Genomic DNA, 13496 nt, shown 5'->3' on the forward strand with positions numbered 1-13496 from the left:
CTCAGGCCTCCTTCCAGACGGCGCCGGGATTGTCCTCGGCGAGCAGCTCCGCGAGCGCGGCTCGTCCTCGAGCCAGGCGGGCTTTGATGGTCCCGGTGGGCGCACCGACCTCGGCGGCCACCTGATGGACCGGCAGATCGGCGATGTGGTGCAGGACGATGGCCTGGCGCTGCGCCTCGGGGAGCTTCTTGAGGGCCGCGACGAGAGCCACGTGGGACTCGTCGACCGCCGGCATCTCCGTGCGGGCTCCGACGGCCCTGTCGGCGGCCCTTCCGGCGTACTTCTTCCGGCGCCAGCGGCCGACCGCGAGACGGTACGCGGTGGTGCGGACCCAGGCTTCGGGGTAGTCGACCGAGGACATCTTGCGCCGGTGCGCCCAGGCACGGGCGAACGCCTCCTGGACGCACTCCGCAGCCTCGTCGAAGTCGCCGATCATGGCATACAGCTGAGCACACAAGCGGCGGTACGACGCGTTGTAGAGCGCGTCGAACTCGTCCTCGTCCATCGTTCGCCTCCCCGGCTGGCTTTCCCTGACTGTTGCCCGTGCGCCAGTGTCTGCGGTGGCCTGTGCGAGCGTAAAGGTCAATTGCACTGCGTCCTCATCAGGGCAGGTCCTGGAAGGCACGGTCCACCGTGGCCTCGACCGTCTGGTCGACCCGGTTGTCCCATTCGGTGTAGTCGGAGGCCTCCTCCGGCGGGCAGGCTCTGGTCGGCGGGCAGGGGCCACCGGCCTCGGCGTGGGTGACCAGCACCAGCCGGGTCCCGAGCTGGGCGACGGTCTGGTGGTCGTACCAGGTGGCATCGCAGCCCTCGCCACCGCAGTCGGCGGCGTACTCGGCGAGCGTCTGCGCGGCTCGGTCGATCTCGGGGGTGGTGCCGATCTCGATGGCCTCGACCGGCCTGGCGGTGAAGAGCTTCGCGTCGGCCATCGACGCCGGACAGGCGTCGAGCCAGCCGTGGACCGTGTCGAAGGCCGCGTCGGCGCCCTTCTGCTCGGCGAACTCCAGCACGGTCACGTTGACCTTGCCGATCTGGCTGCCGCCGTTCTCGAGGCGGAACTCCCGGCTGACCGACTCGGCGGCCTTCAGCGACGAGAGCCAGGCGCCCTGGCAGTACAGCGTCGGGGTCGGCTGCGGCGCGACCTGCTGCCAGACCGCGGACGACTCACCCTCCATCGGCAGCCCCGGCAGTGACCCGGCCACGACGAGATGCGCGTCGCTGAGGACCGCCGCCGGTGCGGTCGCGGATGAGGATGAGGACGAGCTCGAGGACGCTGAGCTCGACGTCGACGCGGGTGGCGGCGACGAACCGACCAGTCGGTAGGCGGCGTTGACGGCGGAGGTCTGCAGGGAGGTCGGCGAGACGTAGTCCTGTACGCCGCGCCGCCGCGTGATCACCACCAGCCGGTCCTCGACGGCGACGACAGCGGTCGCGACCTCCCGGCGGGCGTTCGTGTCGGTGTCCTCGGGCAGGTACGTCACCACGTCGATGTCACCACGGGTGACGACGCCGCCCTCGACCGGGAGCGAGCCGGCCACCTCCGCGCCGTCGACGGCACTGCAGGAGCTCGCGGCGTCGGAGAGCTCCGCGCGTGCCTTCTCGGCCTCGTCGGCCGAGCCGAACTCGGCGACGACCGCCTTCAGCGTCCCGGCCGAGTCTGCGTACTCCTGCCCGGCCTCGGCGATGAAGTCGCGGCGGAAGGTCGCCAACGCGCCCGCGTCTGCCAATGCCGGCAGGCACTCGTTGTGGTCGCCCCGGCCTTCGCCGTCGTAGGTCTGCTCCAGGACCCACTGCGGATAGGGATCTTCGGCGACCAGGTCGTCCTCCGTCGGCAGGTTGGCGCGGGTGAGGTCCGACGCGGGGGCCGAGCCTGACGGGCTCGGCGCCACCGTGCTCGGCGTCTGGCTCGGCGCCGGTGCGGGCTGCGGTTCGATGGCGCGTTCGCCGAACCCGGCGGAGAGGAAGATGATCGGTCCGGCGACGACCGCGGCCACGGCGACCGCGCCGGCGGCGACGAGGGTGCGCCGGCGGCGGCGGATCTGGTCACCCCGTCGGCGTACCTCGGCTGCGGACTTCATCGGTGCTCCAGGGGTGTCGGCGCGGAACTGGTCCAGACGCGAGATCGGGTCACTCATCTCAGGCCTCCTTCCAGACGGCGCCGGGTTGTTCGTCGGCGAGCAGCTCGGCCAGGGTGGCTCGTCCTCGGGCCAGGCGGGCTTTGATGGTGCCGGTGGGGGCGCCGACCTCCGCGGCCACCTGGTGGACGGGCAGGTCGGCGATGTGGTGCAGGACGATGGCTTGGCGCTGGGCCTCGGGGAGCTTCTTGAGAGCGGCGACGAGGGCGACATGGGTCTCGTCGACGGCGGGCATCTCCGTGCGGACGCCGACGGCTCTGTCGGTGACGCGGCCGGCGTACTTCTTCCGGCGCCAGCGGCCGACTGCGAGGCGGTAGGCGGTGGTGCGGACCCAGGCTTCGGGGTAGTCGACCGAGGACAGCTTGCGCCGGTGCGCCCAGGCGCGGGCGAAGGCCTCCTGGACGCATTCGGCGGCCTCGTCGGAGTCGCCGATCATGGCGTACACCTGAGCGCACACGCGACGAAAGGACGCGTTGTAGAACGCGTCGAACTCGTCCTCGTCCATCGCTTGCCTCCCCAGACTGGCCGGACCCTGATCTGGCGCTGCGCCAGCCTCAGAGGGTCAGATGCCTGGGAGGCAGGTCCGGTTGCATCCGGGAGGAAACTGGGCTCAGATTTCTGGGCTCAGAGACTCCGGGCTCAGAGATAGTCGAGCCGGTAGGCGGCGCGCTTGGCGAGGGTGACGAACTCGGAGTTGCTGATGTCGGCGCCGCCGTCGGGCACGAAGCTCATCTGGGCGACGGTGGCGCCGCGTCGGATCGCAGCCATCCGGTAGTAGATCGAGGTGTTCTCGAGCTCCACTCGGATGTACCACACCGTGATCGCGCCGTCCTTGATGGACTCGGTCGCGACCTGGGTGACGTGGCTGCCGAGCTGCTTGTCGCTGCACTTGTCCAAGCGGCCCTTGATCCCGACGTTGAAGGCCTGCGCCTCCTTGGCGGAGCCGAACTTGCCGACCGTCTCGGTGAGCCCGAAGATCGGCGCGAGCTTCTTCTTCGTCTCGGGGATCACGAAGGAGCGGGTCTGGGCGCCGGTCATGCCCTTGGCGTTGAACTGCGTCTCGTCGCAGCGGGTCTGGGCGGGGTTGGACTTGGCCGGCTTCGCCTCGGTGCCCTCCCACGGGTCACCGATCGTGCTGACCGGGGGCAGATCGGTCTCGTTGATCAGCCCGGGCGCCTTGCCGGTGGCGATCGGGACCACCGTCGTCCGCGGTCGCTTGGTCTCGACGCACGCGCCCGCACCGGGCATGGAGCAGAGGTTGTGGACGGCGGTGCCGAGCATGGTCGAGGTCTTGGCCGCGGTCGTGCTCGACTTGCCCTCGGTCTTCACGGTGACCGCGGCGGTGTGCCTGCCGGTCCGAGCGACGCCATAGGTGACCGCCCGGTTGTTCTCCCAGTCGCGGTAGGTGAAGAGCGTCGCCTGGTCGCCGATGCCATCGACCGACTCGGTGAAGATCAGCTGGTAGCGGGGCTCGGCGCACGCTGCGTACCACCCCTGCATCTTCTTGTACGCCCCAGCCGCCGCCTTCGCGTCGACCGAAGACTCGATCGTGGTGCCTGCGGTGGTCGCCTTCGCCCTGGCGACGAAGGTGCGCGCCAGGCTCGCCACCGGCCGCTTGTCGGCCGAGGTGTCGGCCTGGCAGGGGATGGTGAGGCCGGTGCCCTCGAGGTTGTCGGAGGAGATGTCGACGGCCCAGGAGCCGCCATAGATCTTCGCGACCTCCTCCTCGGTCATCAGGTCCTTGGCGGTCAGCTTCTTGCCGGGGATCTGGCTCGGCTCGACCTCGAACTCCTCGGCCGCCGACTGCATCGAGAGGGTGTTGAGCCGCGGCTCGCTCTCCGCGTCCTGGGTGACGAAGAAGCCGGTGCCGACCAGGGCGGCGATGGCCGCGGCCGCGCCGATGGCGGTGTGCACCCGGCGGCGTACGGCGCCGGCGGTGGTGATCGTCGAGGTCTTCGGCCAGGGCTGCTCGGTGAGCACGTCGACGAGCGGGTCGAAGATGGACTGCAGTTGCTCCGGGGCGATCCCGAGTTCGGCGCAGATGGCGGCGTTGGCGCCCTGCAGATCGGTCTCGGTGCGGCTGATCGGGGTGCCGACCTCGCGGGCCAGTTGGGCCAGGTCGACGCTGGTGAGGTGGCCGAGCAGGAAGACCTTGCGGTCGTGGAGCGGCAGGCTGCGCAGCGCGGAGAGCGTGTGGCGGGCCTCCGGCGCGATCGTCTGGTCGCGGTGGAGCAGCGGCACCGAGTGGTTGCGGATCGCCTTGGACCAGGCGATCGGGCGCACCCAGTCCTCGCGCTCGAAGTCGTCCATCGGCTTCACCTTGCGCCAGTGGTGCCAGGTGATGACCAGCGCACCGCGCACGGCGGCCTTGGCAGCCTCCAGATCCCCGGTCAGCGACCAGGTTTGGAGAAGGAGGCGTCCACGGACGTCCTGATAGAACGCCTCGAAGGTCTCGTGGTCTGCCGTGGTCATGCCCATGTCAGCGGTCAACTGTAGGTGATTCGGTCGAATGAACGGCAATAGCCGCAGATGCACAGGCGGGTATCAACCGCTGTGACCAACCCGGTGAACGCCTGAGGCGGCGCGTCGCCGAGATCGAGACGACGCGGGTTGCGAGGATGAGACGCGATGTCCTCGCTGCTGCCTCCACGTACCCCTGACCGCGGGCGAGTCGCGGATGATCTCCACGATCTCCGCCACCGCCGCCCGCTGGTCGCGGTCGCCCTGCTGGGCGGTATCGGCACGGCCGCCGCGACGCTGGTCGTGTGCCTGGCGATCGGCATCCTCGGCTGGTTCCTCAGCGACATGGGAGCTCACGGCGAGCCTTCGGACGCCCTGCGCGTCGCTGCGCTGGGGTGGCTGCTCGGCCACGGATCGGGCGTCCTCGTCTCCGGCGTCGCGGTCACCGTCGTCCCGCTCGGGCTGACGCTGGTCCTCGCCTGGGCGATGTGGCAGGTCGCCGTCCGGGTCGGTGACTCGGTCTCGCTGCACGGCCCGGACGTCAACGCCCTCGCCGACGGCGAGCGTGACCTGACCGTCCCTGTCGTCGCCGGCCTCTTCACGCTCGGCTACACCGGCACCGCGCTGACCACCGCGATCATCGCCGGCACCCCGGCCACCGCGCCGAGTGTCCTCGGCGTCTTCGCCTGGTCGGTCGGGCTCTGCGTGGTCGTCGCCCTGCCCGCGATCGCGGTCGGCTCCGGCCGTGCGGCGCTGTGGATCACCCTGCTGCCACGCGCCGCCGTGGACGTACTGGTGATGGTCAGGTCGATCCTGCTCTGGTGGATCGCGGTCAGCACGCTGGTGTTCTTCGCGGCCCTCTTCGCCGACTTCACCACCTCGATCAACGTCGTCTCCCAGCTCCACCTCGACCTCGGCGGGATCATCCTCTACTCCCTGCTCGCCGTCCTGGTGCTGCCCAACGCCGTGCTGTTCTCCAGTGCGTACGCCCTCGGGCCAGGGTTCACCGTCGGCGTCGGCACCACGGTGACCCCCACCGCTGTCACCCTCGGGCCGCTCCCGATGTTCCCGATGCTCGCCGCTCTGCCCGACAACGGTGCCCCGCCCGCCTGGGTCGCCGCGGTGATGGCGCTCGGCCCGCTCACCGCCTTCTGGGCCGTCTGCCGGGTCAGCCGGGTCCGGCCGACCCTGCGCTGGTCGGAGGGCGCGCTCCGTGGCGTCAGCGCCGGCGTCGTCGCCGGCCTCCTCGTCGCGATTCTGTCCGGTGTCGCCGGCGGCGCGGTCGGCCCCGGTCGGATGCTCGACGTCGGGCCGTACGCCGGGCAGGTGCTCGTCAACGCCATCGCGTTCTTCGGTCTCGCCGGTCTGCTCGCCGGGCTCACCATGACCTGGTGGCACCGGCGTTCCCTCCCGACCGAGCCGGCCGCCTAGAGTTCGCAGCATGTCGCTGCGTCTCGTCGTCCTCGTGTCCGGCTCGGGCACCAACCTCCAGGCCCTGCTGGACGCCTGCGCGTCCCCGGGGTTCGGGGCAGAGGTCGTCGCGGTCGGGGCCGACCGCGACGGGATCCAGGGGCTCACCCGGGCGACCGACGCCGGGATCCCGACCTTCGTGCACCGGGTCAAGGACTTCGGCTCGCGTGAGGAGTGGGACGCGGCCCTGGCCGAGTCGGTCGCTGCGTACGAGCCCGATCTCGTGGTCTCGGCGGGCTTCATGAAGCTGGTGGGGGAGGCGTTCCTGGACCGGTTCGGCGGGAAGACGCTCAACACGCATCCGGCGCTGCTGCCGTCCTTCCCGGGGATGCACGGGGCGCGGGATGCGCTGGATTACGGCGTGAAGGTCACCGGGGCGACGCTGTTCATCGTCGACGCCGGGGTCGACACCGGGATGATCATGGCCCAGGTGACGGTGCCGGTGGAGGACGACGACACCGAGGAGACGCTCCACGAGCGGATCAAGGTCGTCGAGCGGTCGATGCTCGTCGAGACGGTCGGGCGGATCGCCCGCGAGGGCTACACGGTCGACGGCAGGCGAGTTCGATTCGGGCCTGCCTGAGCGGTTAGAGTGACGAGCACACGACTGGCGCGGGTGGGGGACCACCGGGGAGTGTGAGAGACGGCATCGACCGCCTGGGTGCCCTCATCGAAATCGTTGACCGATGAGGAGATTGCTGTGCTCGATCAGATCACCATCAAGAGGGCCCTGGTGTCCGTCTACGACAAGACCGGTCTCGAGGACCTGGTCCGCGGGCTCCATGACGCCGGTGTCGAGCTCGTCTCGACCGGCGGCTCGGCGGCACTGATCGAGAAGCTGGGCCTGCCGGTGACCAAGGTCGAGGACCTGACCGGCTTCCCCGAGTGCCTCGACGGCCGCGTGAAGACGCTGCACCCGCGCGTGCACGCCGGCATCCTCGCCGACCGCCGCCTCGAGTCCCACGTCGAGCAGCTCAAGGAGCTCGAGGTCGAGCCCTTCGACCTGGTCGTCTCCAACCTCTACCCGTTCGTGCAGACCGTCGCCTCCGGCGCCGGCCCGGACGAGGTCGTCGAGCAGATCGACATCGGCGGCCCCTCGATGGTCCGCGCCGCTGCCAAGAACCACCCCTCCGTCGCGATCGTGACGTCCCCGGAGCAGTACGCCGACACCCTCGCCGCGGTGCAGGCCGGAGGATTCACCTACGACCAGCGCAAGGCCCTCGCCGCGGCCGCGTTCGTCCACACCGCGACGTACGACGTGGCCGTCGCCTCCTGGATGGGCTCCGTGCTCACCGACACCTCCGAGGGCACCGGTTTCCCGGCGTGGGTCGGCGGGACGTACGAGAAGGCCAACGTCCTGCGCTACGGCGAGAACCCGCACCAGAAGGCGGCGCTCTACCTCAACGGGTTCGGACCCGCCGGGCTCGCACGTGCCGAGCAGCTGCACGGCAAGGAGATGTCCTACAACAACTACGTCGACACCGACGCCGCGCGTCGGGCCGCCAACGGCTTCGCCGAGCCGGCGGTCGCGATCATCAAGCACGCCAACCCGTGCGGCCTGGCCGTCGGCGCCGACATCGCCGAGGCGCACCGCCGGGCGCACGCCTGCGACCCGGTCTCCGCCTTCGGTGGCGTGATCGCCTCGAACCGGCCGGTATCGGTCGAGATGGCCGAGCAGGTCGCCGAGGTGTTCACCGAGGTCATCGTGGCTCCGGGCTACGAGGACGGTGCCGTCGAGATCCTGCAGGGCAAGAAGAACATCCGCATCCTGGTCGCCGCCGCCGACGAGCGCTCCGCGGTCGAGACCCGCCCGATCTCCGGTGGCCTGCTGATGCAGCAGGTCGACCACGTCGACGCCGAGGGCGACGACCCGGCTGCGTGGACGTTGGCCACGGGTGAGGCCGCCGACGAGGCCACCCTCGCCGACCTCGCCTTCGCCTGGAAGGCCTGCCGCTCGGCCAAGTCCAACGCGATCCTGCTGGCCTCCGACGGTGCCTCGGTCGGCATCGGCATGGGCCAGGTCAACCGCGTCGACTCCTGCCGACTCGCGGTCGAGCGCGCCAACACCCTCGCCGAGGGCTCCGAGCGGGCCCGCGGCGCCGTCGCCGCCTCCGACGCCTTCTTCCCCTTCGAGGACGGCCCGCAGATCCTGATCGACGCCGGCGTCAAGGCCATCGTCCAGCCCGGCGGTTCCATCCGCGACGAGCTCACCATCAAGGCGTGCGAGGCGGCCGGAGTCACGATGTACTTCACCGGCACCAGGCATTTCGCACACTGATCTCCAACCCCGCCGAGTCGGCTCGTTGTGACGAGCCGACTCGGCGGGAAATCGTGTCAGAACGAGCCGACTCGGCCTGGGATTTGGTCAAGATGAGCCGGGTCGGCGTCGCGTACAAGGAATACAGAGACTCGAGTGACAGGATTGACATCGTGACAGCACAGAAGCTGGACGGCACCGCGACGCTGAAGGCGATCAAGGCCGAGCTCGCAGAGCGGGTCGAGAAGTTGAAGGCCCAGGGGGTCACCCCGGGCATCGGGACCGTTCTGGTCGGTGATGACCCGGGCTCGCACTGGTACGTCAACGCCAAGCACAAGGACGCCGCCGAGATCGGTGTCGCCTCCACCCGTGTCGACCTGCCCGCCACCGCGACCCAGGCGGAGGTCGAGAAGGTCATCGACGAGCTCAACGCGGATCCTGCCGTCACCGGCTACCTCATCCAGCAGCCGACCGGTCTGGACGAGTTCGCGCTGCTCTCCCGGGTCGCTCCGGAGAAGGACGTCGACGGGCTGCACCCCTACAACCTCGGCAAGCTGGTCCTCGGTGAGGACGGGCCGCTGCCGTGCACCCCGGTGGGCTGCATCGAGCTGCTGCGGCGTCACGGGGTCGAGATCAACGGCGCCGAGGTCGTCGTGGTCGGCCGTGGGCTGACCGTCGGGCGTCCGCTGGGCCTGTTGCTCACCCGCCGCAGCGAGAACGCCACGGTCACCTTGTGCCACACCGGCACCCGCGACCTGGCCGCCCACACCCGCAACGCCGACATCGTGGTGGCTGCCGCGGGCGTCCCCGGGATCATCACCAAGGACATGGTCAAGCCCGGCGCGGCCCTGTTGGACGTCGGTGTCTCCCGGGTCGACGGTAAGATCGCAGGAGACTTGGCCGAGGACGTATGGGACGTGGCTGGCTGGGTGTCGCCGAACCCGGGTGGGGTGGGTCCGATGACACGCGCGATGCTGCTCTCCAATATCGTCCTCAGCGCCGAGAAGGCTCTCGAAAGGCTCTGAAAATCGTGTCCGTTCACCCGCCGCTCACCCCCACACCGGAGGCTCCCGCACCGGTGGTGGTGGCGTCTGAGCACGAGAAGACGGACCTCCAGGACGTACGCGGCTTCCCCTCGACCATCGGTGGGTTCGTCTACCTCGGGGTGCTGACCGCGGCGATCGTCGGTCTCGGGCTGGTCGGCTTCGGCCACTGGCGGGTGGGGATCATCGTCCTCGCCGCCGGGGTGGGGGCCGCGTCGCTGGGGCGTGCGGTGCTGCGTACGAAGGATGCCGGGATGCTCGCGGTGCGCAACCGCTGGTTCGACGTGGCCCTGCTGGCGCTGACCGCAGGCGCGCTGTGGATCCTCGCGGTGACCGTTCCAGGCGAATAGAAGACGTACAGATAGCACGAAGGCCGCCCCGAGGGGCGGCCTTCGTGCTTCTCGAGACTACTGCTCGATCGGGACCCATTCCTGCTTGGCGTAGTCCCAGCGCCAGCCGTCCTGCTCGTAGACCGGGAGGTCGCCCTCGGCGGCCGGGGTCGGCTGCTGCCAGGCCGGCTGACCGCCACCGGAGACGACCGTGCGGTCGCCGGTGTCCGGAGCCGGAGGCGTCGGTTCGGCGGCGGGCGCAGCGGGTGCCGCCGGAGCCGCAGCCGCTGGCGCCGCCGGAGCGGCGGCGGGTGCCGCCGGGGCGACAGCCTGGGAGTCCCAGGACGGGACGCTCTGGGCCGGCTTCAGGTTGTCGCCGCCGAAGGCGAGGCCGGCCCCCGCGAGCTCGGAGCCGTCCTTGTCGAAGAGCAGCGGGTAGACGAAACCGGCGATCGCACCGCCGAGAGCCGGCACGATCAGGAAGACCGGGAGGTTGGCCAGTGCGTCGGTGCCCGAGAAGAGGGCGGGACCGAACGAACGGGCGGGGTTGACCGAGGTGCCGGTCAGCGGGATGCCGACGAAGTGGATCGCGGCCAGCGCAAGGCCGATGGCCAGCGGCGCAGCGGTGGCGTTGGTCCCGGCCCGAACGTCGGTGACGCCGAGAATGATGAAGACGAAGATGAAGGTGAGGACCAGCTCGACCAGGATCGCGCCGATGAGGCCGGTGCCGGCTCCGTCGCCGAAGCGGTTGGCGCCGAGGCCGCCGTCGTTCCACGAGTTGTAGTCCGAGGCGAGCGCGACGAGGAACAGCACGATCGCACCGAGGGTGGCGCCGACGAACTGTGCGCCGATGTAGGCGCCGGCGTCCTTCCAGCTGATCCGGCCGGCGGTGGCCACGCCGAGCGTCACCGCCGGGTTGAAGTGGCCGCCGGAGATGCGGCCGAAGGTGTAGGCGCCGATCACGACGGCGATGCCGAAGGCGAGGCCGACGGCCGCGACCTCGAGCCCCCAGGTCGGCTGCCCGGCGTGGGTGGCGCCGGCGACGACGGCTACGACCGAGCCGCACCCGATGAACACGAGGATGAATGTCCCGATGACCTCGGCTGCGAGTTTCTGGATGAAGGTCGGCTCAGCCGCCGACAGTGATTCCTCAGTCATGTCCCCTTAACCCTTCAATGTCTGTTGACGTCGGTCAGACCCATCGACACCCGAGAAGCACTCAGGTATCAGCAGTCACCTGAACAACATGAGGTGTTGACACACAGTAACTCTTTTGCGACGGCACATCGTGGTGCTTAGGTGGGGCGGGGCGGTGTCTCATCACCCTTTCTGTTATCTTGATATCAAGACACTTTCTATCGTCCCGGGTCCGGATCTACGCAGATCGCAACTTGTCAGGAGTAGCCACAGCAATGGCCGCACGAATCATCTACACCCACACCGACGAGGCGCCGCTGCTGGCGACGTACTCCTTCCTTCCGATCGTCTCGGCCTACGCGGCCAAGGCGGGGGTCGAGGTCGAGACGCGTGACATCTCCGTGGCCTCGCGCATCCTGGCCCAGTTCGGCCTGGCCGACGACGCGCTCGGCGAGCTCGGTGACCTGGCGAAGACGCCGGAAGCCAACATCGTCAAGCTGCCCAACATCTCCGCCTCCATCCCGCAGCTGAAGGCCGCGATCAAGGAGCTGCAGACTCAGGGCTACCAGATCCCCGACTACCCCGAGGCGCCCAGCACGCCCGAGGAGGAGGAGATCCGGGCCAAGTACGACAAGGTCAAGGGCTCCGCGGTGAACCCGGTCCTGCGTGAGGGCAACTCGGACCGCCGCGCGCCGGGCTCGGTCAAGGCGTACGCCAAGGCTCACCCGCACACCAACAAGCCGTTCTCCGACGACTCCAAGACGACCGTCGCCACGATGGGCTCCCACGACTTCAAGTCCAACGAGAAGTCCGTGACGCTCCCGGCCGACGACACGCTCTCCATCGTGCTCGAGAAGGCCGACGGCGAGACGGTGACGCTGCTCGCCGAGCTGCCGGTGCTCGAGGGCGAGATCGTCGACGCGACGTACATGTCCGTGGCCAACCTGCACGCCTTCCTCGAGAACGCGCTCGCCAAGGCCAAGGCCGACGACGTGCTCTTCTCGCTGCACCTGAAGGCCACGATGATGAAGGTCTCCGACCCGATCATCTTCGGCCACGTCGTGAAGGCCTACTTCACCGACGTCTTCGAGAAGTACGGCGCAGACCTCGAGGCCGCCGGCCTGTCCGCCAACGACGGCCTGGGCGCGATCCTGTCCGGTCTCTCCGGCCTGGAGAAGGGCGCCGAGATCGAGGCCGCCTTCAAGGCCGCGATCGAGGCCGGCCCGCGCCTGTCCTACGTCAACTCCGACAAGGGCATCACCAACCTGCACGTCCCCTCGGACGTGATCATCGACGCCTCGATCCCGGCCCTGGTCCGCAACGGCGGCAAGCTCTGGGGTGCCGACGGCGGCGAGGACGACACCCTCGCGGTGATCCCGGACTCCTCCTACGCCGGCGTCTACCAGACGGTCATCGACGACGTGAAGAAGAACGGCCCGCTCGACCCGGCCACGATCGGCACCGTCCCCAACGTCGGTCTGATGGCGCAGAAGGCCGAGGAGTACGGCTCCCACGACAAGACCTTCCAGATCGAGGCCGCCGGCACCGTGCGGATCCTCAACGAGGCCGGCGACGTGCTCATCGAGCACGACGTCGAGGCCGGCGACATCTGGCGCGCCTGCCAGACCAAGGACATCCCGGTACGCGACTGGGTCAAGCTCGCCGTTTCGCGTGCCCGTGACTCGAAGACCCCGGCCATCTTCTGGCTCGACGAGTCGCGCGCCCACGATGCCGAGCTGATCAAGAAGGTCGCGACCTACCTGACCGAGCACGACACGGAGGGTCTCGAGATCAAGATCCTCTCGCCCGAGCTCGCCACGGCGTACTCCCTCGAGCGCCTGCGCAACGGTGAGGACACCATCTCGGTCACCGGCAACGTGCTGCGTGACTACAACACCGACCTGTTCCCGATCCTCGAGGTCGGTACGTCGGCGAAGATGCTCTCCATCGTCCCGCTGATCGCCGGTGGCGGTCTGTTCGAGACCGGTGCGGGCGGCTCGGCGCCGAAGCACGTGCAGCAGCTGGTCGAGCAGGACTACCTCCGCTGGGACTCGCTGGGTGAGTTCTTCGCGCTGGTGCCCGCGTTCGAGAAGTACGCCGAGCAGGCGTCCGCTCCGGCCGCGAAGGTGCTCGCCGGTGCGCTCGACCGTGCGACCGCGACCTTCCTCGAGAACGACCGCTCCCCGGGTCGCAAGCTCGGCACCACCGACAACCGCGGCTCGCACTTCTACCTGGGTCTCTACTGGGCCCAGGAGCTCGCCGCGCAGACCGAGGACACCGAGCTCGCCGCAGCGTTCAAGGGCCTCGCCGAGACCCTCGCCGCCAACGAGGCCAAGATCGTCGAGGAGCTCCTCGCGGTCCAGGGCAAGCCCGCCGACATCGGCGGCTACTACCTGCCCGACCCCGAGAAGGTCACCGCCGTGATGCGTCCTTCCGCGACGCTCAACGAGGCGATCGACTCTCTCTGATTCACCTCACGACGGCCCGGCACGGACTCCCGTGCCGGGCCGTCGTGCCGTTTCGGGACACCTTCCCGGCGTACGTGACCTTGCTCTCCAGATCTTTCTTCTGATTCCTATAGATGCAGGTCAGCGTGGTGTTTGTCGCCGGTTGAGGGCGGAAAACCTTTAGGCTGGTGTCGGTGGTCGCGCATACCGTGATCTTC

The 13496-nt window shown here is 69.3% G+C and carries 11 protein-coding genes and 1 riboswitch; of the genes, 6 read left to right on the forward strand and 5 right to left on the reverse strand.

The window, feature by feature from the left end; all coding sequences use genetic code 11:
* Position 1: 1 nt before the first annotated feature.
* From ACIO3S_RS05775 to ACIO3S_RS05790, 4 genes are all read right to left on the reverse strand, one after another.
* The gene (locus ACIO3S_RS05775) at positions 2–505 is read right to left on the reverse strand and encodes a SigE family RNA polymerase sigma factor (protein ID WP_350719689.1); all 504 of its coding nucleotides are present in this window, start codon (positions 503–505) and stop codon (positions 2–4) included.
* A gap of 97 nt (positions 506–602) precedes the next feature.
* Positions 603–2135 carry a hypothetical protein gene (locus ACIO3S_RS05780; RefSeq protein ID WP_400460446.1) on the reverse strand — a complete coding sequence of 511 codons (1533 nt, stop codon included), beginning with the start codon at positions 2133–2135 and terminating at the stop codon, positions 603–605.
* Between the two features lies 1 nt (position 2136).
* Positions 2137–2640: a SigE family RNA polymerase sigma factor gene (locus ACIO3S_RS05785; RefSeq protein ID WP_160025253.1), complete on the reverse strand. Its 504-nt coding sequence runs from the start codon at positions 2638–2640 to the stop codon at positions 2137–2139.
* 134 nt (positions 2641–2774) lie between these two features.
* Positions 2775–4607, reverse strand: coding sequence for a hypothetical protein (locus tag ACIO3S_RS05790; RefSeq protein ID WP_400460448.1), 1833 nt, complete (start codon positions 4605–4607; stop codon positions 2775–2777).
* 156 nt (positions 4608–4763) lie between these two features.
* Between ACIO3S_RS05790 and ACIO3S_RS05795 the strand changes: the two genes are divergently transcribed.
* The 5 genes from ACIO3S_RS05795 (at position 4764) to ACIO3S_RS05815 (ending at position 9715) form a co-directional block, all read left to right on the forward strand.
* A complete protein-coding gene (locus tag ACIO3S_RS05795) occupies positions 4764–6026 on the forward strand; it encodes a DUF6350 family protein (RefSeq protein ID WP_400460450.1) in 1263 nt (420 codons plus the stop codon).
* A 10-nt stretch (positions 6027–6036) separates the two neighbouring features.
* Positions 6037–6648: a phosphoribosylglycinamide formyltransferase gene (purN, locus tag ACIO3S_RS05800; protein WP_400460452.1), complete on the forward strand. Its 612-nt coding sequence runs from the start codon at positions 6037–6039 to the stop codon at positions 6646–6648.
* Positions 6649–6658: 10 nt separating this feature from the next.
* Positions 6659–6735: riboswitch (ZMP/ZTP riboswitch) on the forward strand.
* Positions 6736–6765: 30 nt separating this feature from the next.
* Entirely contained in the window at positions 6766–8343 is a 1578-nt protein-coding gene (purH, locus tag ACIO3S_RS05805; RefSeq protein ID WP_400460454.1) for a bifunctional phosphoribosylaminoimidazolecarboxamide formyltransferase/IMP cyclohydrolase, read from the forward strand.
* A gap of 152 nt (positions 8344–8495) precedes the next feature.
* Entirely contained in the window at positions 8496–9347 is an 852-nt protein-coding gene (locus ACIO3S_RS05810; RefSeq protein ID WP_400460456.1) for a bifunctional methylenetetrahydrofolate dehydrogenase/methenyltetrahydrofolate cyclohydrolase, read from the forward strand.
* Positions 9348–9352: 5 nt separating this feature from the next.
* Entirely contained in the window at positions 9353–9715 is a 363-nt protein-coding gene (locus tag ACIO3S_RS05815; protein WP_400460458.1) for a DUF3017 domain-containing protein, read from the forward strand.
* 57 nt (positions 9716–9772) lie between these two features.
* Here the strand turns inward: ACIO3S_RS05815 and ACIO3S_RS05820 are convergent, their stop codons facing one another.
* Complete coding sequence (locus ACIO3S_RS05820) at positions 9773–10852, reverse strand: MIP/aquaporin family protein (RefSeq protein ID WP_400460460.1); 1080 nt, start codon at positions 10850–10852, stop codon at positions 9773–9775.
* Positions 10853–11106: 254 nt separating this feature from the next.
* Between ACIO3S_RS05820 and ACIO3S_RS05825 the strand changes: the two genes are divergently transcribed.
* Positions 11107–13299: an NADP-dependent isocitrate dehydrogenase gene (locus tag ACIO3S_RS05825; RefSeq protein ID WP_400460462.1), complete on the forward strand. Its 2193-nt coding sequence runs from the start codon at positions 11107–11109 to the stop codon at positions 13297–13299.
* Positions 13300–13496: the final 197 nt, after the last annotated feature.

It is taken from the genome of Nocardioides sp. NPDC087217, assembly GCF_044744805.1.
Lineage (GTDB): Bacteria > Actinomycetota > Actinomycetes > Propionibacteriales > Nocardioidaceae > Nocardioides.

Excerpts from the sequence above, each read along its gene's own strand:
- ACIO3S_RS05775 (WP_350719689.1), bottom strand. The coding sequence starts at position 505 with ATGGACGAGGACGAGTTCGACGCGCTCTACAACGCGTCGTACCGCCGC.
- ACIO3S_RS05780 (WP_400460446.1), bottom strand. The coding sequence starts at position 2,135 with ATGAGTGACCCGATCTCGCGTCTGGACCAGTTCCGCGCCGACACCCCT.
- ACIO3S_RS05785 (WP_160025253.1), bottom strand. The coding sequence starts at position 2,640 with ATGGACGAGGACGAGTTCGACGCGTTCTACAACGCGTCCTTTCGTCGC.
- ACIO3S_RS05790 (WP_400460448.1), bottom strand. The coding sequence starts at position 4,607 with ATGACCACGGCAGACCACGAGACCTTCGAGGCGTTCTATCAGGACGTC.
- ACIO3S_RS05795 (WP_400460450.1), top strand. The coding sequence starts at position 4,764 with ATGTCCTCGCTGCTGCCTCCACGTACCCCTGACCGCGGGCGAGTCGCG.
- purN (WP_400460452.1), top strand. The coding sequence starts at position 6,037 with ATGTCGCTGCGTCTCGTCGTCCTCGTGTCCGGCTCGGGCACCAACCTC.
- ACIO3S_RS05820 (WP_400460460.1), bottom strand. The coding sequence starts at position 10,852 with ATGACTGAGGAATCACTGTCGGCGGCTGAGCCGACCTTCATCCAGAAA.
- ACIO3S_RS05825 (WP_400460462.1), top strand. The coding sequence starts at position 11,107 with ATGGCCGCACGAATCATCTACACCCACACCGACGAGGCGCCGCTGCTG.